The sequence below is a fragment of the Natrialba aegyptia DSM 13077 genome, from assembly GCF_000337535.1.
Classification (GTDB): Archaea; Halobacteriota; Halobacteria; order Halobacteriales; family Natrialbaceae; genus Natrialba; species Natrialba aegyptia.
Map to the genome: position 1 here is coordinate 51,377 of NZ_AOIP01000012.1, position 21,316 is coordinate 72,692.

20 protein-coding genes are annotated in these 21,316 nt (G+C 64.9%); 14 read left to right on the plus strand and 6 right to left on the minus strand.

All coding sequences use genetic code 11. The annotated features are described in order from the left end of the window. From C480_RS02640 to C480_RS02655, 4 genes are all read right to left on the minus strand, one after another. Positions 1–1,176: a hypothetical protein gene (locus C480_RS02640; RefSeq protein ID WP_006664072.1), complete on the minus strand. Its 1,176-nt coding sequence runs from the start codon at positions 1,174–1,176 to the stop codon at positions 1–3. Between the two features lie 39 nt (positions 1,177–1,215). Beyond that, complete coding sequence (locus C480_RS02645) at positions 1,216–1,914, minus strand: hypothetical protein (protein WP_006664073.1); 699 nt, start codon at positions 1,912–1,914, stop codon at positions 1,216–1,218. Positions 1,915–2,231: 317 nt separating this feature from the next. Beyond that, on the minus strand, positions 2,232–3,818 hold the full coding sequence (locus C480_RS02650; protein WP_049903121.1) for a uracil-xanthine permease family protein: 1,587 nt from the start codon (positions 3,816–3,818) through the stop codon (positions 2,232–2,234). A gap of 95 nt (positions 3,819–3,913) precedes the next feature. Continuing rightward, entirely contained in the window at positions 3,914–4,126 is a 213-nt protein-coding gene (locus tag C480_RS02655; protein WP_006664075.1) for a hypothetical protein, read from the minus strand. Between the two features lie 249 nt (positions 4,127–4,375). Here C480_RS02655 and C480_RS02660 point away from each other — a divergent pair, with 249 nt between their 5' ends. The 13 genes from C480_RS02660 (at position 4,376) to C480_RS02720 (ending at position 19,760) form a co-directional block, all read left to right on the plus strand. Next, positions 4,376–5,776: a cobyrinic acid a,c-diamide synthase gene (locus C480_RS02660; protein WP_006664076.1), complete on the plus strand. Its 1,401-nt coding sequence runs from the start codon at positions 4,376–4,378 to the stop codon at positions 5,774–5,776. A 194-nt stretch (positions 5,777–5,970) separates the two neighbouring features. Next, positions 5,971–7,068: a hypothetical protein gene (locus C480_RS02665; RefSeq protein WP_006664077.1), complete on the plus strand. Its 1,098-nt coding sequence runs from the start codon at positions 5,971–5,973 to the stop codon at positions 7,066–7,068. Between the two features lie 2 nt (positions 7,069–7,070). Then, positions 7,071–7,673, plus strand: a complete 603-nt coding sequence (locus tag C480_RS02670) for a hypothetical protein (RefSeq protein ID WP_152424003.1) — start codon at positions 7,071–7,073, stop codon at positions 7,671–7,673. Between the two features lie 107 nt (positions 7,674–7,780). After that, positions 7,781–8,626, plus strand: coding sequence for a hypothetical protein (locus tag C480_RS02675; RefSeq protein WP_006664079.1), 846 nt, complete (start codon positions 7,781–7,783; stop codon positions 8,624–8,626). 148 nt (positions 8,627–8,774) lie between these two features. After that, complete coding sequence (locus C480_RS02680) at positions 8,775–9,605, plus strand: hypothetical protein (protein WP_006664080.1); 831 nt, start codon at positions 8,775–8,777, stop codon at positions 9,603–9,605. Positions 9,606–9,673: 68 nt separating this feature from the next. Then, positions 9,674–10,123: a universal stress protein gene (locus C480_RS02685; RefSeq protein WP_006664081.1), complete on the plus strand. Its 450-nt coding sequence runs from the start codon at positions 9,674–9,676 to the stop codon at positions 10,121–10,123. 69 nt (positions 10,124–10,192) lie between these two features. Next, entirely contained in the window at positions 10,193–12,175 is a 1,983-nt protein-coding gene (gene acs / locus C480_RS02690; protein ID WP_006664082.1) for an acetate--CoA ligase, read from the plus strand. A 123-nt stretch (positions 12,176–12,298) separates the two neighbouring features. Next, on the plus strand, positions 12,299–14,545 hold the full coding sequence (locus tag C480_RS02695) for a bacterio-opsin activator domain-containing protein (RefSeq protein ID WP_006664083.1): 2,247 nt from the start codon (positions 12,299–12,301) through the stop codon (positions 14,543–14,545). Between the two features lie 225 nt (positions 14,546–14,770). Further along, positions 14,771–16,747: an acetate--CoA ligase gene (gene acs, locus C480_RS02700; RefSeq protein WP_006664084.1), complete on the plus strand. Its 1,977-nt coding sequence runs from the start codon at positions 14,771–14,773 to the stop codon at positions 16,745–16,747. Positions 16,748–16,814: 67 nt separating this feature from the next. Next, positions 16,815–17,267, plus strand: coding sequence for a DUF4212 domain-containing protein (locus tag C480_RS02705; protein WP_006664085.1), 453 nt, complete (start codon positions 16,815–16,817; stop codon positions 17,265–17,267). Then, entirely contained in the window at positions 17,264–18,994 is a 1,731-nt protein-coding gene (locus tag C480_RS02710; protein WP_006664086.1) for a sodium:solute symporter family transporter, read from the plus strand. Before C480_RS02705 ends, C480_RS02710 begins: the two co-directional genes overlap by 4 nt. Positions 18,995–18,996: 2 nt before the next feature. Then, positions 18,997–19,458, plus strand: coding sequence for a universal stress protein (locus C480_RS02715; RefSeq protein WP_006664087.1), 462 nt, complete (start codon positions 18,997–18,999; stop codon positions 19,456–19,458). An 83-nt stretch (positions 19,459–19,541) separates the two neighbouring features. Next, positions 19,542–19,760, plus strand: a complete 219-nt coding sequence (locus tag C480_RS02720; RefSeq protein ID WP_006664088.1) for a hypothetical protein — start codon at positions 19,542–19,544, stop codon at positions 19,758–19,760. Positions 19,761–19,797: 37 nt separating this feature from the next. On the opposite strand, the gene C480_RS02725 is transcribed toward C480_RS02720, so the two are convergent. Together C480_RS02725 and C480_RS02730 are read right to left on the minus strand one after the other, a co-directional pair. Beyond that, positions 19,798–20,025, minus strand: a complete 228-nt coding sequence (locus C480_RS02725) for a hypothetical protein (RefSeq protein WP_006109557.1) — start codon at positions 20,023–20,025, stop codon at positions 19,798–19,800. A gap of 48 nt (positions 20,026–20,073) precedes the next feature. Then, positions 20,074–20,550, minus strand: a complete 477-nt coding sequence (locus C480_RS02730; RefSeq protein WP_006664089.1) for a cupin domain-containing protein — start codon at positions 20,548–20,550, stop codon at positions 20,074–20,076. 108 nt (positions 20,551–20,658) lie between these two features. On the opposite strand from C480_RS02730, the gene C480_RS02735 reads away from it, so the two are divergent. Continuing rightward, entirely contained in the window at positions 20,659–21,240 is a 582-nt protein-coding gene (locus tag C480_RS02735) for a tRNA (cytidine(56)-2'-O)-methyltransferase (RefSeq protein WP_006664090.1), read from the plus strand. Positions 21,241–21,316 lie beyond the last annotated feature (76 nt).

The following is a 21,316-nucleotide window of genomic DNA, read 5'->3' on the forward strand; positions in this document are numbered from 1 at the left end:
TTACTCCGGTTCGGTCGTTGCTGCCCCGTCGAGTGCGATCGTTCCACCGGCGGACACGCCACGGGTGGCGGGCGGCTTTGACGGGGAGTCCGGGTCTGACGGGTCTGACGGAGCCGACGGCTTGTCGGGTGTTTGCACGATCTTTCGCGTCGGCGTCACAACGACGACGAAGTGCTGTGTCGTCTCGGCTCGCCGGTCGTCGAGTTCAGCGCGAACGATCACGTCGAGGGCGGTGACCGCCTGGGCGTTCCCGGTCGGTTCAAACGCCGCATACGACGACGAGATCGCAGTGTGTTCAGCGAGTGCCATCGGTCCGTCGTGAATGTGTCCCGTCGCGGATCTGGACGGCGTCGGTTCGATGGCGATCGTTCCCGCGGCGATCGGTTCGAAGTCGGAAGCGAACTCGGGTCGGACGAGGAGCGAGACGGAGATTTCCGTGCCGGTCTCGATGTCAGCACCGTCGTCGTACGTGATCGTGATCGGCAACTCGCCGCCCGCGAAGTACATCGCGTCGATCCCGCCGGCGTCACCGTCGACGACGAACTGCTCGGAAAGCGTCTCGGCGGCGACGGTAAAGCCGGCGTCCCGCGAGACGATCACGGTGATCGTGTCGGTCGCCGTGGCAACCGTTCCGTACGTCTGTGATTCGACCGTCACCGCGATCTCGACGGTCGTTTCTGCTCGCTCGTACCGCTCGGTCGGCGCGAACTCCGCGTAGTCCGCGGAAACCGCTGAATGGTCGGCGAGATCGATCCCGCTCCGGTCGAACCCGTCCGAACGAAGGGTTCGGGAGATGACGCCGCTGGGCGTCGCGCCGACGTTGATCGTGCCCGAGGCCAGCGGCTCGCTCTCGTCGGCGAACGTCGGTCTCACGCCGATCGTAACGTCGAACTCGCTTTCGTTTCGTGCGACGCGATTGAACCGCTCGTAGGCGATCCGCAGCTCGATCGTCTCACCGGGAATGCGTATCGGCTCGCTGTCGCCTCCGTGCGTGGTGGCGACGACGTCGGCAGGAGAGACGGTCGCGTCGACGGTAACGGCAGGGTCGTCCTCGCTCCCGCGGCTGTGCAGCACGTACCCGAGTCCAACGCTCCCGGTCGCGCCGATCCCGAGCAGCCCGAGAAGCGCCGCTCGGCGAGAGATGTCGTACTCCGTCGGCGGCGTGTTGTCGGTCATTCTATTTCGAACGCTGGTTCGCTATCCTGTGATGGCGGCTCAGTCGGTCGTCTGCGGGGCGTTCTCGGCTTCACCGCCGAGGACGATGTGCCCCCCAACCGCGATTTCGATGTCGTCCTCGTCGATGGTCGTCACCGTGACATCGAGTTGCACGGTGGCCTCGCTGGAAACGGTGTCATAGCTGGTCGCGGCGACCGCTAACGTGAACTCCAACGTCGTCGTCGCCGACTCGCCGACGCCGTCGGCGGGCTCGAAGTCCCCGAGTTCGATCTGGCTGTGGTCGTCGATCAGGATGCTGGAGACGCCCAAATCGCCGTCTAACGAGGAGACGATCTCGTCGCTCGGGAGGGCACCAGCATCGATCGTGGTTTCGAAAATCGTCTCTTCGCTCGCGCCGAGGTCTGCGGAGGCGAGCCCGAGGGTAACGTCGAACTCGTCGACGCCGTCCCCGACCTGGCTCTCCTGGAAATTGATGTATTCGAACGCGATTTCGGTCTGGCTGCCGTCGATAGCCACGGACGCAACGTTGCCGTCGACGGTGGCAATCGTGATTCCCTCACCGGTGAGTTGCAGGTCACTGAACGCGAACGCTGGCTCGTCCGTGGCAAAGAACGTTCGGTAGCCGAACAACCCGCCGCTTGCGATCCCCGCAGCACCGAGTACGGCCGTCCGTCGATTCAAGAGCGCGATACCACGGTCACGATTATCCTCATCCGCCCCAAATATGTCATCTGTCATGATACTACCGACTACGACACAGTATATATGGATTAGAAGTTGTCTCACGAATCGAGAACATGTAGAATCGTTACTACCATGTGGTGATCACTGCACAGCACTCGGCGCGAGCCGAGTCCGTGCCGAGAGACGGTCTCCGCCCGGACGGCGATGATCACGACCGGCCGTGGTATCCGTACCAATACCGGCCTCGTCAATACCAGTCTCGCCGCCACCACCACCATCATTTCCCGCCCGTCGAAACGACGGGACGGGACCGGGTCGAACGCACAGGTCGACACGGAGACGAGCAGAAGCCGCGACACGCGAGAACAGCGTCAGCCTTCGGTCTGCGACTCAGTGCCGCCGATCCAGCGGTCCCAGAACGTGTTGAACTCGGTTTCGTCCTCGGTCAGCCGATCGAGTTCAGCGAGGCCGCGTTCGGTACGGGTTCCCGGAATCGTGTTGTCGAGGACGAGCGCGGCGAGGCCGCCGATGGCCATGCCGGTCGAGCCGATAATGTAGATCGTATCGACGACGGCGATGGCCGCCCCCTCGATGACGGGGACGAGGACGGTGCCGGCGATGGCGTCAGCGCCGAGCAGCGGGTCGATCGCGCCGGCGAGGCCGACGGCCTCGCGGAAGGCGAGCGTGCTCTCGAAGTTGCCCATGTACGACGGAATCGCGAGGCCGACGAAGAGGGCGAAGCCGACGATGAAGACGTTGCGCGAGGAGTCGAGGTCGACGTGTTTGAGGTTCCCGATGCCGACGGCGACGATCTGGGCGAACATGGCGATGAAGAGGCCGCCGATGATGGGGTCGGGAATGGTCGCGATGAGCTGGCCGAAGTAGCCGATAAAGCCGACGAGCAGCATGATAACCGCCCCGAACTGGACGACGTAGCGCGAGGCGACGCCGGTCAATCCGATCGCGCCGATGTTCTCGGAGTAAGAGGTCGAGCCGCCGGTGCCCATGATGCCCGAGAAGACGTTCATCAGACCTTCCATACCGATGCCGTGGTTGATTCGCTTTTCGCTGGGGGCGGCGGCACCGGTCAGGTTCGCGACGGCGTAGTAGTCGCCGATGCTTTCGACGATCGAAGCGAGCACGCCGGCGAACATGCCGACGACGAACGCGGTCGTGACCTCCGGGGAGCCCCACTGGAACGGCCGGATCGGCAGGATGAGCGACGTATTGGTAACATCGCCCAGCGGGACGAAGCCGGGGTGGCCGCTGCTGAGGACGCCTGTCGCCGACAGCACCGCGGCGACGATCCAGGAGATGCCGATTGCCAGGATGACCGGATACAGTCTGAACGCCCGGTGTTTGAGATCGAGGTACTGCGAGAACAGCAGGATGAGTCCGAGCGTGAGCCCGAGGAGCCACCAACTCTGCTCCGGCGACGTGATCTGGTCGGCATCGAACAGCGCCAGCCCGATCAGGGCGATGGTGGGCGCGATGGCGACCGGCGAGAGGTACCGCTGGAGTTTCCCGACCAGGCCGAAGTACCCCATCGCGACCTGGACGACCGCGGCGAGGATGATCGCCCCCTGTAACTGCACCAGTGCGGCCTGCCAGTCCCCGCCCGCGCCGCCGGCGGTGACGACGCCGATAATGGCGAGCGCGGGTGCGAGCATCGAGAACGGCGCGCCCTGGACGATCGGGTACCGGTTGCCGAACGTCGTCTGGGCGAGCGTCGCGATTCCCGAGACGACGAAGAAGGTCCCGATGAACTGCGGCCACAGTGGATCCGGCATCCCCATTGCATCCGCCAGAAACAGCGGCACGGCGATGTTCGCGCCGACCATCGTCAGATAGTGCTGGACGCCGAGCACGGCCGACTCGCCGAACGGCGGCTGGTCGTCGATACCGTACTCGATGTCGTCCGCGCCCGCGTTCCCCCCTGCTGTGTCTTCCCCCGTCATCGTGAACTCACCGGATAACGCGCGAGCGCGCTCAAAGACGTGTTGATGTTCGCGCTTCGCCGTACCGATTGTTGTCACTAATCAGATGGATGCAGCTACTCGACGCCGTCATCGGAACGGTCGGGGTGGCCGTCCTGTTCGTACTCTCGCAACACCGACGTGATCGTCCGCGAGACCTCTTCGAGCGCGACGGCGTTCGTCTTCCGAAGGTCGCCCTCCTGGGCCGCATCGAGGTGGCGAAGCGCCTCGCGCAGGTGATCGCCGATCTCGGTCTCGGTTGCGGTCTCGCTGTCGTGGTCGTCTGTCATAGTCGCACCCGGACAACCTTGTAACCGATTCAGGCCGTTAAGTTCGTCGGCGGTACCGGCGTGCCACGTCGCTTGAGCGACCGATCGCCGTCGAATCGCCCCTCCCACCGACGAGTTCAAGTGAAGTTGCGCGAAGACAACCACAATGGCAGACCGTCGTTCGCGACCGAGCGGAAACGTGGCGTACAGCAGCACCCGTGCAAGACGGAACCGAGGACGGAGCCGGGACCGGGGCCGGAGACGAGTTCGATGAAGGGAATCGTGCTCGGCGGCGTCAGCTCCGGCGTCGGCAAGACGGTCGCGACGCTGGCGACGATACAGGCGCTCTCGGATGCGGGCCGCGAGGTGCAGCCGGCGAAGGCGGGGCCGGACTTCATCGATCCGAGCCACCACGAGGCGATCGCGGGTCGCCCCTCGCGAACGCTCGACCTGTGGCTCTGCGGGGCCGACGGACTCGAACGGAACTACGCTCGCGCCGGGACCGCCGACGGCGCACGCGCCGGCACCGCAGCCGCCACCACCTCGACGGCGCAACCGGACATCTGCGTCGTCGAGGGCGTAATGGGGCTGTACGACGGCGACGCCTCGAGTTCGGCGATGGTCGCCGCTGAACTCGATCTGCCGGTCGTTCTCGTCGTCGACGCCAAGGCGGGCATGGAGAGCGTGGCGGCGACCGCGCTCGGCTTTCGAGAGTACGCCGCGGAAATCGGCCGCGACGTCGACGTGGCGGGAATCATCGCCCAGCGCGCACACGGCGGCCGTCACGAACGAGGGATCCGGGAGGCGCTGCCGGACGACCTCGAGTTCTTCGGGCGGATTCCGCCGAACGAGGCCCTCGAAATTCCCGATCGGCACCTCGGGCTCGAGATGGGGTCGGAGTCGGCGCTCCCGCGCGCGGCGCTCCGGGAGGCCGCCGAGACCCTGGAGACCGACCGGTTGCTCGCGGCCGCCCGCGAACCGTCCGCACCCGATCGCGAGCGCGCTGCTCCGGACCCCGTCGAGACGACGGTCGCCGTGGCCAGCGATCGGGCGTTTTGCTTTCGGTACCCCGCGACGATCGAACGCCTCCGCGAGCGCGCCGAACTCGTGACGTTCTCGCCCGTCGCCGGCGATCCCGTGCCGGACTGCGACGGCGTCTACCTCCCCGGCGGCTACCCCGAACTGTACGCTGCCGAACTCGAATCCGCGGGGACGCTCGCCGAACTCGGGACGCGGGCGAGCGAGGGACTCCCGGTCTTCGGCGAGTGCGGTGGCCTGATGGCGATGAGTCAGTCGCTGACCACGACTGGCGAAGACGATGCCGAGCGAGAATCCGGGACCGGGACGACCCACGAAATGGCCGGCATCCTACCCGCGGACGTCACCATGCACGATCGCTACCAGTCGCTCGATCACGTCGAACTCGCGGCCGTCGACGACACGCTGACCGCCCGCGCTGGCGAGACGATCCGGGGCCACGAGTTCCACTACTCGAGCGCGACCGTCGATTCGGACGCGCGCTTCGCCTTCGAAACGGTCCGCGGGTCGGGGATCGACGGCGACCACGACGGGTTGATGGCGTACCACTCGCTCGGCACCTACGCACACGTCCATCCCGAGAGCGGCGCGTTCGATCGGTTCCTCGAGTTCGTCTCCGGCACCCGCGAGTAGGCGAGTACAGCACTCGCCGGCCGGTTTCGTCCCGCCGTTGCCGCGCTGAACTCGGCGGTTCCGGTCACCGGTTCGCAGCGGCGACTATCACGACCGCGACACCGGTGGCGGAGAGTACTCCCCGGATCGGCCAAAACGGGTGCACACGCAAGGGCAATTACCACAGCGCTGTTTCTCGTGTATTGTTCCAGATAATGATAGATGGGACAGACAGCGGCGACGCCAGTAAACAGGTCGGCCGCAGCGATGAGGCGCGCGTGCGGGAGAGAGTTGGAGACGGAGGCGAAAACGGAAACGGAAACGGAGATGGGATCGAGACGACGAATACCGGACGATGGCTCGTCACCGATGGCGGCGAAGAGAGCAGCGAGACCGACGAGGGAGAGGACGAGAACAGCACCGCCGACGAGAGCGAGGCGGACGACGAGGATCAGGAGCAACCGAACGAGGCCGAAGACGGGGACGAGGAGGCCGGTGAAGAATCCGAGGCTGGCGGTGACGGTTCGGAGAGCGATGAGAGCGACGAAAGCGAAGGTAAAGGTGAGGACGAGGAGCCGACCAGCGCCCACGTCGAGGACGCCGAAGACGTCTACGAGGGTGACGAGGCGAACGGCGTCCTCCACCTGGATCTCGACGGCCTGTTTCTCGATTTGCTCGGGCTCGAGGTCAACCTGAACCCGGTCACGCTCGACGTGTCGGCCCGGCCGGGCGAGAACAACTTACTCGGCAATCTGCTTTCGAGCGTGACCGGGCTGCTAGACGGTCCAGCGGCGCTGTTGGACAAGGTCACGTCGCTGGTCGAAAAGCCGGTGAACATGTTGCAGTCGGCGCTTGGAAAGCCGATAACCTGGCTGAAATCTGCTCCGGGTACCGCGCTCGACTGGCTCAAATCGCTCCCTGGGGCGCTGCTGGGAAAGGTGAAGACGTTGCTCGGCCGGCCTCAAGGCGGCGAGCAGGAACCCGAGGGCGACGAAGCGGAAGCCGAAGCCGAGGGTGAAGACGAGGACGCCGAGGCCGAAGACGGTACCAATGACTCCGACGCGGAAGACGGCGAAAGCGACGATACCGAGTCGGATACCGGGCCGCTCGCCCCGATCACGAGTTCGCTTTCGTCGGCGGGAGACACGGCGAAACAGAAGGCGGTCGGGTTGCTTCCCGGGTTGCCGGTCGAGGAACTCATCGCGACGGTCGTTCGCGAGGTCATCAAGCAACTGGTCGAACAGGCGGAGACGGCTAGTGAGGAATCGAGCGGACAGGAGTCTTCGAACGCCGACGCACAGCCGGAGGCCTAAGTATGAGTACTGAGACGGATTCAGAGTCAGATTCGGAGTCGGATTCGGACACAAACATGGACACGGACGCGAACGCGAACTCGAACTCGAACTCGGTAATGGAACGAATCGACTACGAGAAGATCGCCGAAAACATCGATCTTCATGAACTACTCGAGGGAACGCAGTGGGAGGACGAGATCGACGACGACAAACCGTTGGGAGAGGCGCTTGGCGCGTTACTTGGGGCGATTATCGGACGCAAGCTCGGTGCGAGTCTCGGGCGGACGATCGGTGAACTCTCACTCGAGGAAATTCTGAGCCGAAGCGAAGACGAGGAAGCGGACGAAGACGAAGGCGGTTCGGAGACGGACGAGGCGGAAGAGCAAGCAGTCGAAGGCGAGTCCGACACTGCGGATGCTGAAGACACCGATGACGCCGAGGAGAGTGACGGAAATGCAGAGAGCGGAGACGACGAGGAAACCGATGACGAGGAGACTGATGGAGATAACGGCGATTCGGACAACGACGAAAACGGAGACGGGGACACCGACACAAACGACTCGGACGAGACCAGTGACACCGAGAGTGACGACGGCGAAGACACCGACACAGAGGATGACTAACCGCTCCCACCAGTCCCATCTCGATCCCTGCTCTCAGCCCCTGCAGCATCGACACAACTACCGTCGACGCCGCCAGCGGCCCTGCCCCACGAATCGAGGTGAGATCCGTGAGTGAGGACACCGGACTGCAGGAACTCGTCGCCGAGGAAGTCACCGACCAACTCGATGTCGCCGACCTCATCGACGGCGGCTCCATCGAGGACGGAATCGACGCCGGCGAAATCGGTGCCTCCGTCGGCCGCCAGTTCGGCGAGCGACTCGGACGAACCATCGGTGCCTCCGTCGGTGGCGAAATCCACGACACGCTTTCGAGTGCGTTCGAATCGGGGACGGATGCGGCCGACGGCGAAGGTGAAGAGGAAGAGGAAAACGGAGATGGGAACGGAGGCACAAAACCGACAGCCGACACCCTCACACTCAAACAACTCCTCGCTGAACTCGTCACGGCGATTCGGACCGGATTCGTGACGGCGCTCGACGATAGCAACGCGCGCGACTCGGTCGAGTCCATCGCCCAGAACGTCACCGAGGGAACCAGTCTCGAGGGCGTTTTCGAGACGAGTTCAGAAACGGAGACGCAGGAGGAGGGGGCGGACGGTGAGGATGAGAGCGGTGCCGAGGCGGCTGAGACTGCTGATGCGGATGACCGAGATGCCGATACCGAACTCGAGCAGGCACCGGAGGATCTAGAGAACCTTCGGCGGGAGACGTTGGTGGATTTCCTGGGCGTGATGTCGTATCAGGATCTCCAGTCCGTTGCCAAGGAAGTCGGCGTCAAGGCGAACCTCAGCCGCGAGGAGATGACGGACGAGATTATCGAGACGGTGGCTGCCGAGGAGGGCGACGGGGCGAATGGAGACGCGGATGAACGTGACTCTGGCGGTGGTGGGGAAGATGGTGGCGGTGGAGACGGTGGCGACGACACCGACGGGGAGAGTAGCGACTCCGAGTGAGTAATCGAGGCGGAAGAACGGCGGCGATGCCGGAGTCGCCGAGGTGCGTGCGTGGACGCCGGAGCGAAATCCAACCCCAACCCGGAACTGGCCGGGAAACGTTCACGACGCTCGCACCCCAGTACCCCACACAGACCGGGTGAGAATCATGAGTGACGACGACCTCCGGACGCGGGTGACCGAGATACTCGAGACGGCCGATGCCCAGGCGGGGTCGCTGGTCGACGGCGACGATTCCCCGAGTGAGTCGACGGTGACGGCGGCTGCGGCCGATGCCGGCGACCTGCTCGCGTCGACCGACCCGCGGGAGCTACTCGAGGCGATCGGTCTGGGGACACTGCCGGACGGAACAGAGCCGGAGACGCTTCCGGAGGCGATCACGCGCGGCGACCCGGCGCACGTCGAGGATCTCGAGCGCCTGTTGCGGCTCGCACGGCTCGACGAGCGTTCGGATGAGGAGACGCTGGACGACGCGGTCGGTGAACTGCAGGCGGCGATTCATGCAGACGGCGACACCGACGGCGATGGCGACCGGAGTGACGACACATCCGAGAGCGACGCTGCAGCCGCTGCAGCTGACGACACGGAGGCGGATGACGACGCTGACACCGAGACCGACAGCGACGCACTCGAGTTCATCGAGGACGAACTCGGGTCGGCGGTGGGCGAGCGATTGACGTCGTTTAGCGAGGATATCGAGGGATTACAGGAGCGACTCGCCGCGGCTGGCGTCGATGTCGGTGTGGGAGACGATGATAGGGAGGACGGGGGCGACGAGAGCGACGGCGACGGGACTGCTGATGACGATACCGATGACGGCCTTCTCGATCCGGATCTCAGTACGGATCTCGGTTCCGATTCGGCCGGCGAACGGACCTCGCGCGGCGTCGCGCGATACTCCACGGTCGCACCGTCACCGGGAGACCGCGCGGACATGAAGACACCGGCCCGGTTCTCGACGATGCCGAAACGGGACTGACCACCGGACGCGCTGTCGATACCGGATCCGGGTTCACCTCTTTCACCGAGGACCGCATACGGGCCGGTATGTACGACTCACTTCTCGTCGCGACGGACGGCAGCGACGCCGCAACGACTGCCACCCATCACGCCGTCTCCCTTGCGACCGAACTGGATGCGGCCGTGTACGGTCTCGCCGTGCTCGAATCGCGCACCGAGTACGACAACGCCATCGTCGACCCCGACGAACGCGAGCGCAAACGGCGCGCGGCGGCCGAATCCGCGCTCGCTGAACTCGCGGACGAAGCGACTGCAGCGGGCGTGCCGGTCGAGACGGAGATTCGCTCGGGCGTGCCACACGAGGAGATTCTCGCGGTCGCAACGGAGCACGACGTGGGCGCGGTCGTCATCGGCGCTCGCGGGAGTTCGAAACTCAAGCGGGCGCTGCTCGGGAGTACCGTGGATGCCGTCGTTCGCTTTGCGGATCGCCCGGTGCTCGTCGTCGAGGACGATGCCGAACCGGTTCGGTCGAACTAGTCGCGTCGCCGTCTGCCTTTCCGGCGGAGGAACGTTTATTCCGTTGACCGACTTCGGTCCGAACGACATATGGACGATCGGAACGGGTGGGGACGGAACCGTCCCGAGCCCACCGGGTCGCCACACGACCCGCCCACGTCGTTCGTCGAGCAAGCCACAGTGACGAACGCGGCCGGCGATAACCCTCTCGACGCCCAGTTCGAGGATGCCTGGCCCGCGTGCTGGGAACGGGCTGCCGACCTGCTCTCGTGGGACGAGGCGTACGACACTGTCCTTGATGACAGCGGCGCGCCGTTCTACCAGTGGTTTACCGGCGGCGAGCTCAACGCCTCGTACAACTGCATCGACCGGCATCTCGAGGCCGGCCGGAAGAACCACGCCGCGATCCGCTGGGAGGGAAAGCGCGGCGAGCGCGAGACGTACACCTACCAGGACCTCTTCGTCGCGGTCACCGAGTTCGCCGCAGCGCTCCGAGAGCTGGGCGTCGAGGCCGACGACGTGGTGACGATCTACCTGCCGATGATTCCGGAGTTGCCGATCGCGATGCTCGCCTGCGCTCGGATCGGCGCACCCCACAGCGTCGTCTTCGCGGGGCTCTCGGCCGATGCGCTCGCGACGCGAATGGACGCGGCCGACAGCGAATACCTGGTCACCTGCGACGGCTACTACCGCCGCGGTGATGCGTTCAACCAGAAGAGCAAGGCGGACAACGCCCGACTCGCGGTCGAACAGGCTGTCGAGACGGTCGTCGTCGACCGCCTGGGAGAGGAGCTTCCACACGTCCTCGGCGACGACGAGTGGGACTATCACGATCTCTGTGCGGAGTTCGCTGGTGCGAGCGTCGAGCCGGTTTCGCGGGACGCCGAGGACATGCTGTTCCTGATGTACACGTCGGGGACGACGGGCGATCCGAAGGGCGTCGTCCATTCGACCGGCGGCTATCTCGCACAGATCGCCTGGACCGCTCGATCCGTCCTCGACATTCAACCGGCGGACACCTACTGGTGTGCGGCCGATATCGGCTGGATCACGGGCCACTCCTACATCGTCTACGGGCCGCTCGCGCTCGGGACGACGACGGTGATGTACGAGGGGACGCCGGACTATCCCGACCGGGATCGGCTCTGGGAAATCATCGACCGGAACGCGGTCGACATCTTCTACACCGCTCCGACGGCGGTTCGCGCGTTCATGAAGTGGGGGACGGAGTACCCCGGCCGTCACGATCTCTCGTCGCTACGGCTCCTCGGGAGCGTCGGCGAACCGATCAGTCCGCGGCCCTGGCGCTGGTACTACGAGCACATCGGCAACGAGGAGTGTCCGATCGTCGACACCTGGTGGCAGACCGAAACCGGGGCGATCATGGTCTCGACGCTGCCGGGTATCGACCCGATGAAACCCGGTGCTGCGGGACCGCCTCTACCCGGGATCGAGGTCGCAGTCGTCGACGAAGACGGCAACGAGGTCGATCCCGGGAAGGCGGGCTATCTCACGATTCCCCGTCCGTGGCCCGCCATGGCGCGGACGCTGTACGACGGCGACGACCGCTATCGAGCCGAGTACTGGGACCGGTTTTCCGACCCCGACGCCGACGACTGGTGTTACTTCAGCGGCGATACCGCTACCGTCGACGACGACGGCTACGTCACCGTCCTGGGGCGCGTCGACGACGTGATCAACGTCGCCAGCCAGCGCCTGAGCACGATGGAGATCGAGAGCGCGATCGCCGAGGTCGACGGCGTCGCCGAGACGGCCGTCGTCGGCCGGTCGAGCGATCGCCGCGGCACCGAAATATACGCGTACGTCTCCGCCGCAGGCGACCCCAGTGACGACCTCCGCGAGCGAATTCTCGAAAGTGTTGAGGATGCAATCGGTCCGATCGCAACCCCCGAAGCGGTCGTCTTTACGCCCGAACTCCCGAAGACGCGTTCGGGCAAGATCATGCGCCGCCTCCTCGAGGACATCGCCAACGGCGAAGAACTGGGCGATACGAGCGCGCTTCGAAACCCGGAAATCGTCGGCGAAATCCAAAGCGAGCGAGATCGATCCTGAATTTCGCGATTTCAAATACAGCGAAATAGAATCGGAGCTAAACCCCTCCCCGTTTCTGATACCGGCCGAATACGGCGATCACAGCCGATACAATTATATTCCTCTCAGCTGAAAGCGCGAAACATGACTGCGGAGGCAGCCGACACGGCCCCGCTCTCTCCCCGCCAGTACGAGTTCATTCTCGACGCCGCAGAAACTTACCGGGAGGGACTCGTCGTGCGCTGCTGTGGCGAAGTCGGTCTCCGCCCGGCCGAACTCGCCGCGCTCACGGTCGGCGACATCGAGCAGGTGCGGATCGATCCGCCGCGATACGTGGTTCGCGTCCCCGCCGTCGGTGATCAGGAGGGGACCGGCCACACTGCGTACCTCCCGACGCGGGTCGAGCAGGAGGCGCGTCGGTACGCCCGGAGCAACGGGCTGGGGGCCGACGACCGGATTTTCGACGTGACGGCCCGGCGGTTGCAGATGCTCGTCGCCGAGGTGGCAACGCGGGCGAGCGAACGGTTCGATCAGCCGGCCCTCGCCGACGTTTCTTCGAGCGATCTGCGCCGATACTTCGCGCACCGAGCGCTCGTCGACCGCGATATCAACCCGCGCGCCGTCAAGGCCGCCGGCGGCTGGCGGAGCTTCGAGGCGCTCGAATCCTACTTCCCGACGCCGACCGATTCCGAACTCGTCGAGGCGTTCGACGCCGTCGAACGCCCGTCGTCACCGCGACCCGGAGCGTCGAACGCCCGCTCCGGGCGGCCGATGAGCGACGACAGCGTCGTTCGTCTACTGTTGGCCGCGAGTGACCGCTACGCCCTCGTCCGACTGGACGAGGAGGGGTACGTCGAACGGTGGAATCGGAGTGCCGCCGCCCTGTTCGGCTATCGGGCCGGCGAGATCGTCGGCACGCACGTCTCCGCGTTCTACACCGACCAGGCGGTCGAAGACGGCGTCCCAGAGCGGACGCTCGCGACTGCACTGGAAGAGTCCGGCATCGAACAGGAAGGGTGGCGCGTTCACCGGGACGGCTCCCGCGTTCGCGCGACCGAAGTCGTTTCACCGCTGCGGGACGATCGGGGGCGACACGACGGCTACGCCGTCTTCGTCCGGGACATTTCGACCCATCACGACGAACTCGAAGCGGTTCGATCGGAGCGTGCCGCCCTCGAGCGCCAGGCGGCGGTTGCTCGTCGGTATCGGGCGGTGACGCGGGGACTGCTCGATGCGAGCGACCACGAAGCAGTGGAAGCGGCGGCCTGTCGCGCGCTCGCGGACGGTCAGCCCTACGAGTTCAGTTGGATCGATCGGACGACGGCGACGGCCGACAGCGACGGGTGGCGGACGACGAGCGGCGTCGATGCGGGGATGATCGATCGGCTCGTGCCGGCGGAGTGGGGGAGAGGCACCGGAGACGGAGACAGCGCCGTGGTTGACAGCGAGGCGACGACGGAGTCAGGGGGGTCCGATACCGACACGCCGATCGCGACGACGGTCGTCGATCGATCCGTCGAGGAGTTCGCCGGCACTGAACTCGCCGGCGTCCCGCTGACCTACGGCGATACGACCTACGGCACGCTCGGCGTCGGGACGACCCGCGAGGACGCGTTTACGGAGAGCGAGCGACGGTGGCTCGCGACGATCGGTCGGCAGACCGGCTACGCGATCACCGCCGTTCGACGGCGGAACCTGCTGCTCTCGGATCGCGTGGTCGAGGTCGACATCCGTTGCCAGGACGCGAGTTCGTTCTTCGTGGAGGCCTCCCGCCGGTGTGGCTGCCGGTTCGAACTCGATTCGCTGGTGCCGATCTCGGAGTCGACGCAGTTGTACTATCTCCGGCTCGCGGACGCGCCGCCCGCCGACGTGTTCGACCTGGCGGCGGCCGATCCGGGAATCGAAGACTGTCGTCTCCTGGAGACCGAGCCGGACGGCTGGCGCATCGAAGTCGTCGTCGAGGGGTCCTCGCCGACGCGGACGCTGACCGAGTACGGCGTGACCGTTCGCGAGGCGGTTACCGACGACGGAACGACGACGATCACGGCCGAGTGTGCGGCCGAAGCCGATCTGCGGACGATTCTCGAGGGGCTACAGTCGGTGTTTCCGGAGTCGTCGCTGATCGGCAAGCGAGAGGCCGAGCGAGCCGTTCAGACGGCCCGCGAGTTCAGGGAGGGACTCGAGGATCGATTAACTGACAAACAGGTTGCAGCGTTGCGAGCCGCGTACTTCGGGGGGTACTACGATTGGCCCCGGGAGAGCACGGCCGAGGAGGTGGCGGACGCGATGGGGATCTCCTCGCCGACGCTGCACAATCACCTGCGAAAGGGCCAACACGAACTGTTGCAGACGTTCTTCGACGATCCGTCGGAAACGGAACGGCACGAGTGACCGAAGCGATCGACTAGGCTTCTAGGGTGGACCGGCTATCGGCCGGTCAGCGGGGCTCAGACGGCGATCATTCGTTCGGTCTGTCGACGAATCTGCTGTGTGATCTCGCCGATTGTGGTCAGTTCGCGGGGCAACTGTGGCGATCCGTCCGCAAAACCGGTCGCGTTGGTTTGTACACCTAGAGGCTGGCTTTACTATGGCGGTCCCGCATTGATAGTCTGTATCATGTCACAGGAGGATGCCACGCTCGAGGCGCGGCTCGCGGAGCAGGAGGCGTTCGAACCGCCCGAGTCGTTCGTCGAGCAGGCTAACGTTACGGATCCGGGGATCTACGACGAGTTCGAGGAGAACTGGCCCGAGTGTTGGGAGCGGGCCGCCGATCTCCTCTCGTGGGACGAGTCGTACGATACCGTCCTCGACGACGGAAACGAACCGTTCTACGAGTGGTTCACCGGCGGCGAGCTCAACGCCTCGTACAACTGCCTCGACCGCCACATCGAGGACGGTGCGGCCGATCGCGAGGCGATCAAGTGGGAAGGTGAACTCGGGGAGACCCGCAGCTACACCTACGGCGAGTTGCTCGAGGAGGTAGAGACGTTCGCCGCGACGCTTCGCGGTCTCGGCGTCAAGGAAGACGACGTCGTCACGCTCTACCTGCCGATGATTCCGGAGTTGCCGATCGCGATGCTCGCTTGCGCCCGCCTCGGGGCACCCCACAGCGTCGTCTTCGCCGGCTTCTCTGCGGACGCGCTCGCGACGCGAATGAACTCGGCCGACAGCGAATACCTGGTCACCTGCGACGGCTACTACCGCCGCGGCGACGCGCTCGATCACCTCTCGAAGACCAACGAGGGCCTCGAGGGCGTCGACCACGAGGTCTCCGACGTCGTCGTGGTCGACCGACTGGGCGACGACCTCGACCACTCGCTCGCCGACAACCAGCGCGACTACGACGAACTCGTCGCCGAGTACGACGGCGAGTCGGTCGAGCCGGTTTCGCGGGACGCCGAGGACATGCTGTTCCTGATGTACACGTCGGGGACGACGGGCCAGCCGAAGGGGGTGAAACACACGACCGGCGGCTACCTCGCCTACACGGCCTGGACCAGCCACGCCGTCCTCGACTTAGAACCCGAGGACACCTACTGGTGTTCGGCCGACATCGGCTGGATCACGGGCCACTCCTACATCGTCTACGGGCCGCTCGCGCTCGGGACGACGTCGGTGATGTACGAAGGCACGCCGGACTATCCCGACAAGGATCGCCTCTGGGAGATCGTCGAACGCGAGGGCGTCGACGTCTTCTACACCGCACCGACCGCGATCCGGGCGTTCATGAAGTGGGGCAGCGACTACCCCGAGGAACACGACCTCTCGTCGCTGCGCCTGCTCGGCACCGTCGGCGAACCGATCAACCCGCGCGCCTGGAAGTGGTACTACAAACACATCGGCGGCGAGGAGTGCCCGATCGTCGACACCTGGTGGCAGACCGAAACCGGCGGGATGATGATCACGACGCTGCCGGGCGTCAACACCATGAAACCCGGCTCCGCGGGGCCGCCGCTGCCGGGCCTCGATGCCCGCGTCGTCGACACACAAGGCGAGGAGGTCGACGCCGGCGAGGCCGGCTACGTCACCGTCAACAAACCGTGGCCCGGCATGCTCCGGACGCTGTACAACAACGACGAGCGGTTCCTCTCCGAGTACTGGCAGGAGTACTCCGACGAGGACGCCGACGAATGGGTCTACTTCCCCGAGGACGGTGCCAAGATCGACGACGACGGCTACATCACGATCCTCGGCCGCGTCGACGACGTGATCAACGTCTCCGGCCACCGCCTCGGCACGATGGAGATCGAATCCGCCGTCGTCGGCGTCGACGGCATCGCCGAAGCCGCCGTCGTCGGCGGCGACCACGAGGTCAAAGGCGAAGCCGTCTACGTCTACGCCATTCCCGAGGACGACTACGAGGGCGACGCTGAACTCGAAGAGCGCGCCCGAGAGGCCGTCCTCGACTCCATCGGCCCCATCGCGAAACCCGAAGACGTGATCTTCACGCCCGAACTCCCGAAGACGCGTTCGGGCAAGATCATGCGCCGACTCTTGGAAGACATCGCGAGCGGAAACGAACTCGGAAACACGTCGACGCTTCGGAACCCCGAGGTCGTCGACGACATCGCAGCACAGGTCGAAACGGACTGAATCAGTTCGTTTCCACCGATTCATTCGGACTGAAACAAGACATAGACGCGATACGACATACACACCCATGCCAGATAAAAACACTCATGATTCGGAAGACGGTGGCAAAGACGTTGCGACTGACGGGGGGATGACCGACGTCGAGCGCGAACAGCAAATCGACTACATGGACGTCGAAATCAACCTGTTGAAGCCGGCGACCCCATTTATGCGGGATCACCTCCGCATCATATGGATCGGCTTTACGATTTGGGTCTTGACGACATTTGCGCCGATTACGGCGACGCGTCTTGCACCCGAGATCATGACGACGCAGATACCGGTAATCGGATTCCCGTTGCACTACCTCCTGCTTGCGGTCGTCGGACCGGGGGCGGCGCTCGTCCTCTCGGTCTGGTACGCGCGAAAGCGCGATCAGATCGACGAGAAGTACGGGATCTCACAGGACGTTGCCGAACCGGAGATGACCGAGACCGTTGCGGACGACGCGGCCGCGGCTGATGGGGGGATCGGCGAATGAGCGGGAACGTCCCGTTGCTGGCGGATTTTGCGGTCGGTGCACTACAGACGATTCCGTTGCAGTCGGACGAAGCATTGCTCCCGGAAGGACTCGACATTTCGTTCAAACTGGTTCCGTCGATCATCGTCATCGGGATGATGCTGTTGTTCATCGTGGCCGGCTTCATGTTCAAGGCCGCGAACACGGACGACATGTGGGTGGCCGGCCGATCGATCGGGAATATCGAGAACGGAATGGCGATCGGAGCCAACTGGATGTCGGCCGCGACGTATCTCGGGGTGGCGGCCACCGTCGCCGTCTCGGGCGTCTACGGCCTGGCGTTCGTCGTCGGCTGGACGACCGGCTACTTCGTCCTGCTGATCTTCATGGCCGCCCAGATGCGGCGGTTCGGAAAGTACACCGCGCCGGACTTCGTCGGCGACCGGTTCAACTCCGATACCGCACGCGCTCTCGCGGCCATCACCACGTTCCTGATCGGGTTCGTCTACGCGCTCGGACAGGCCCGCGGGATGGGGCTCGTCGGGATGTACATTCTCGGCGACTGGTCGGCGGTCACCGGCGGCGTGCTGACCGGCTACCAGACGATGATGGTGATCTTCATGGTCATCACCGTCGCGTACCTCTCGCTGTCGGGGATGCTCGGCGCGACCAAGAACATGGTCCTGCAGTACGTTATCCTCATCAGCGCGTTCCTGCTCGGACTGCTGGTTACCGGCTGGACCGCAGGATACTCCACGCTGTTACCGCAGCTCGAGTACGGCATGATGATCGACAGTCTCGCCTCCGAGTTCTCCGAACCGTTTGCGGAGGGGAGCTACTACCTGTGGATCGCGACGTGTTTCAGCCTCGTCTTCGGGACGTGCGGACTCCCGCACGTGCTGGTCCGGTTCTACACGGTCGAGAACGAACGGGTCGCCCGCTGGTCGTGTACCTGGGGGCTGTTCTTCATCGCGTTGTTGTACCTGAGTGCACCCGCCTTCGCCGCGTTCGGAACCGCGCTGTACGGCGACCAGATCGGTGCCGTCTACGGCGATCCCGGAATGACCGGCGCGGCCGGTGACGTGCTCGTCGTGTTAGCAACGCAGCTCGCCGGACTTCCCGAGTGGTTCGTCGGCTTCGTCGCCGCCGGCGGCATCGCCGCGGCGGTCGCGACGACGGCCGGCCTGTTCATCGCCGCCTCGTCGGCGATCTCCCACGACATCTACGCGAACATCATCAACGAGGACGCGACCCAGCGCCAGCAGGTCCTCGTCGGTCGCCTGAGCATCATCCTGATCGGGGCGCTCACGATAATCTTCGCGCTCGACCCGTCGGCAGCGATCGCCGCGCTGGTCTCGTTCGCGTTCTCGCTTGCCGCCATCGTGCTGTTCCCGATGTTCTTCCTCGGTCTCTGGTGGGAGAACACCAACCGACCGGGCGCGCTCGCCGGGATGATCTCCGGCCTGATCATCTGGCTCATCCCGATGTTCAACGAGGGTCACTTCGGCCCCGGCTGGGGGATCGATGTGCTTACGACCTGGATGCCGGCTATCGGTTCGGCGCTCATCGGGACGCCGATCGTGTTCGCGATCACGATCGTCGTCTCGCTCGCGACCACCGAGCCGCCGCTCGAGACCAAGCAGATGGTTCGGCAGTGTCACAGCCCCGACCCGATGCCGAGCGACAAGACCGCGGCGGACATCGTCGCCGAAAAGAACGGCAATGCTAACGCGCCCGCGGACGACTGATCATGTACGAGCGTATACTCGTTCCGACCGACGGGAGCACGGTCGCACAGGCGGCGGTTGAACAGGCGATCGATATCGCCGCGCAGTACGACGCGGAGGTTCACTCGCTGTTCGTCGCCGACACCGACGCGATCGCCTACGGACTCGGCACCGAACAGGTCGACCGCATTCGACAGGGCGAGTTCAGGGAGATGACGGAGTTGCGCGAGGACGCCGAGGCGGCGACCGGCTACGTCACGGACGCGGCCGAGGCGGCCGGGCTGACCGCCTACGAGCGCCACGCCGGCGGCCAGCCACATCGAATGATCGCGGACTACGCCGAGGACAACGACATCGACCTGATCGTGATCGGCAGTCACGGTCGGTCGGGCGTCCGACGAGCATTGCTCGGTAGCGTCACCGAACGCGTGCTCCGCTCGACGCACGTTCCCGTGCTGGTCGTCGACCACGTCGAGGACGACTGAATCGGACACACGACAGCAGCCAATCGATCACACTATTTCGACATGATACACACAGCAGTCATCCAGTCGAGAGGAGTCCGCTCATGAGCGTCGCCGACCGGCTGCGCGAACACGTCACGGAGAACGGGACCGGAATGGTCTACGATCTGCTGTTCGCCGTCGTCTGGGTCGGGCTCGTGAGCTTCCTCTTCGAGTTCGTCTTCCTGGACGCGCCCACGTGGGCCTACTACATGTTCATGCTCTCGGGTGTCATCGCCTACTACGGGTTTTTCTTCTCGCTCGAGCAGGCCAAACAGCAGTGACGCGTGACGCGGGCCTGTCCGAGCGCGACGGCGCGTCTCAGTCGTCCGCTCGAGCCGCGAGCCCTCGTTGTCTCACCCGGAAACACAGCAGCGCAACGCCGGCGAAAATGATCGGCGTCGCCAGATCCGACGGCGATCCGGAGAGGGCCGGTTGGACGCTCATTCCGGCCATCACGGCGAACAGTAGCGCCAGCAGACCGGCAATCGGAACGACGAAACCGCCAGTGATCGACGACCACCGCTCGTCGTTCGGTTCGTTGGGCATACCGTCCACTAGTCGCGTGCTAACTAATATCAATCGCTTCGGATCGCGTCAGGAGTCCCAGTACTCCGTTTCGTCGTCGATCCGGTAGTAGCCGTGAAACGGTCGCTCGCCCCGTCCGCCCGGCGGCGAACCGACGAAGACGCCGAATTTGTTCATCTCGGGATACACCGTCACGTCAGGCTCGTTCATCGTCGACAGTGCCAGATAGCGAAGCGGGTCGTCGCCGTCGTTGACGACGCGGTGGCCGCCCCGTTCGTCGGACGGAAGCGTCACGTAATCGCCCGCGGTCAGCGATTGCTCGCCGTCAGTATAGCGGAGTTGCCCCTCTCCCGCCAGCACGTACAGCGCCTCCTCGTTCGCCGTGTGATAGTGGTAGGGCCACGAGCGCATTTCCGGCGGCAGTTCGTAGAGGCTACAGCCGAGTTCACTCGCGCCCACGGCGTTCGAGAGTTCTTTTCGGCGGAAAGCCGTGGCTCCGTGATCGTACTCGTCCCACTCGAGTGCGGCGTCGTTGATCTTGTCCATGCGCGTGTATTGCCATCGGATCTCAAAGTAGTTCACCGACGATCGCTGGCCGCACAGGGCTGATTCGAAAGCGAAACCCCCTAACCCGCGCCGAAACTGCATCCGAGCATGCACGACGACACTCCGGACGGTCCGGCGGTCGCCGTCCTCCGACTCGGCCACCGTCCCGGCCGGGACGAGCGGATGACGACCCACGTGGGATTGACCGCCCGCGCGCTCGGTGCCGACCGCGTCTGGTTCCCCGATAACGCCGGTCAGTCGAAAGACACCGTCGACGACATCACGGATCGCTTCGGCGGCCCTTTCACGGCCGAACTGACGGATTCACCCCACTCCTTAATCCGCAACTGGAAGGGGCACGTCGTCCATCTCACCATGTACGGCCAACGCATCCAGGACGTCGAGGCCGACATCCGCGAGGTCCACCGGGACGACGGCGAGCCGCTACTCCTCGTCGTCGGCTCCGAAAAGGTCTCGTTCGACGTCTACGAGGACGCCGACTGGAACGTCGGCGTCACCAACCAGCCCCACTCCGAAGTCGCCGGCCTGGCGGTCTTTCTCGACCGACTGTTCGAGGGCGCTGAACTCGAACGCGAGTGGGCCGACGCCGATCGGACGGTCGTCCCGATGGAGACCGGCAAGCGGGTCGAATCGGTGTCAACAGACGACGATACCGACGCGTCACCGTAAGTACCGGACCACGGTTTCTCCGCGCGGCCTGCCCCTTCCCGGCCAACCTATTTGTGTCCGTTCGGTGCCAGGAGTC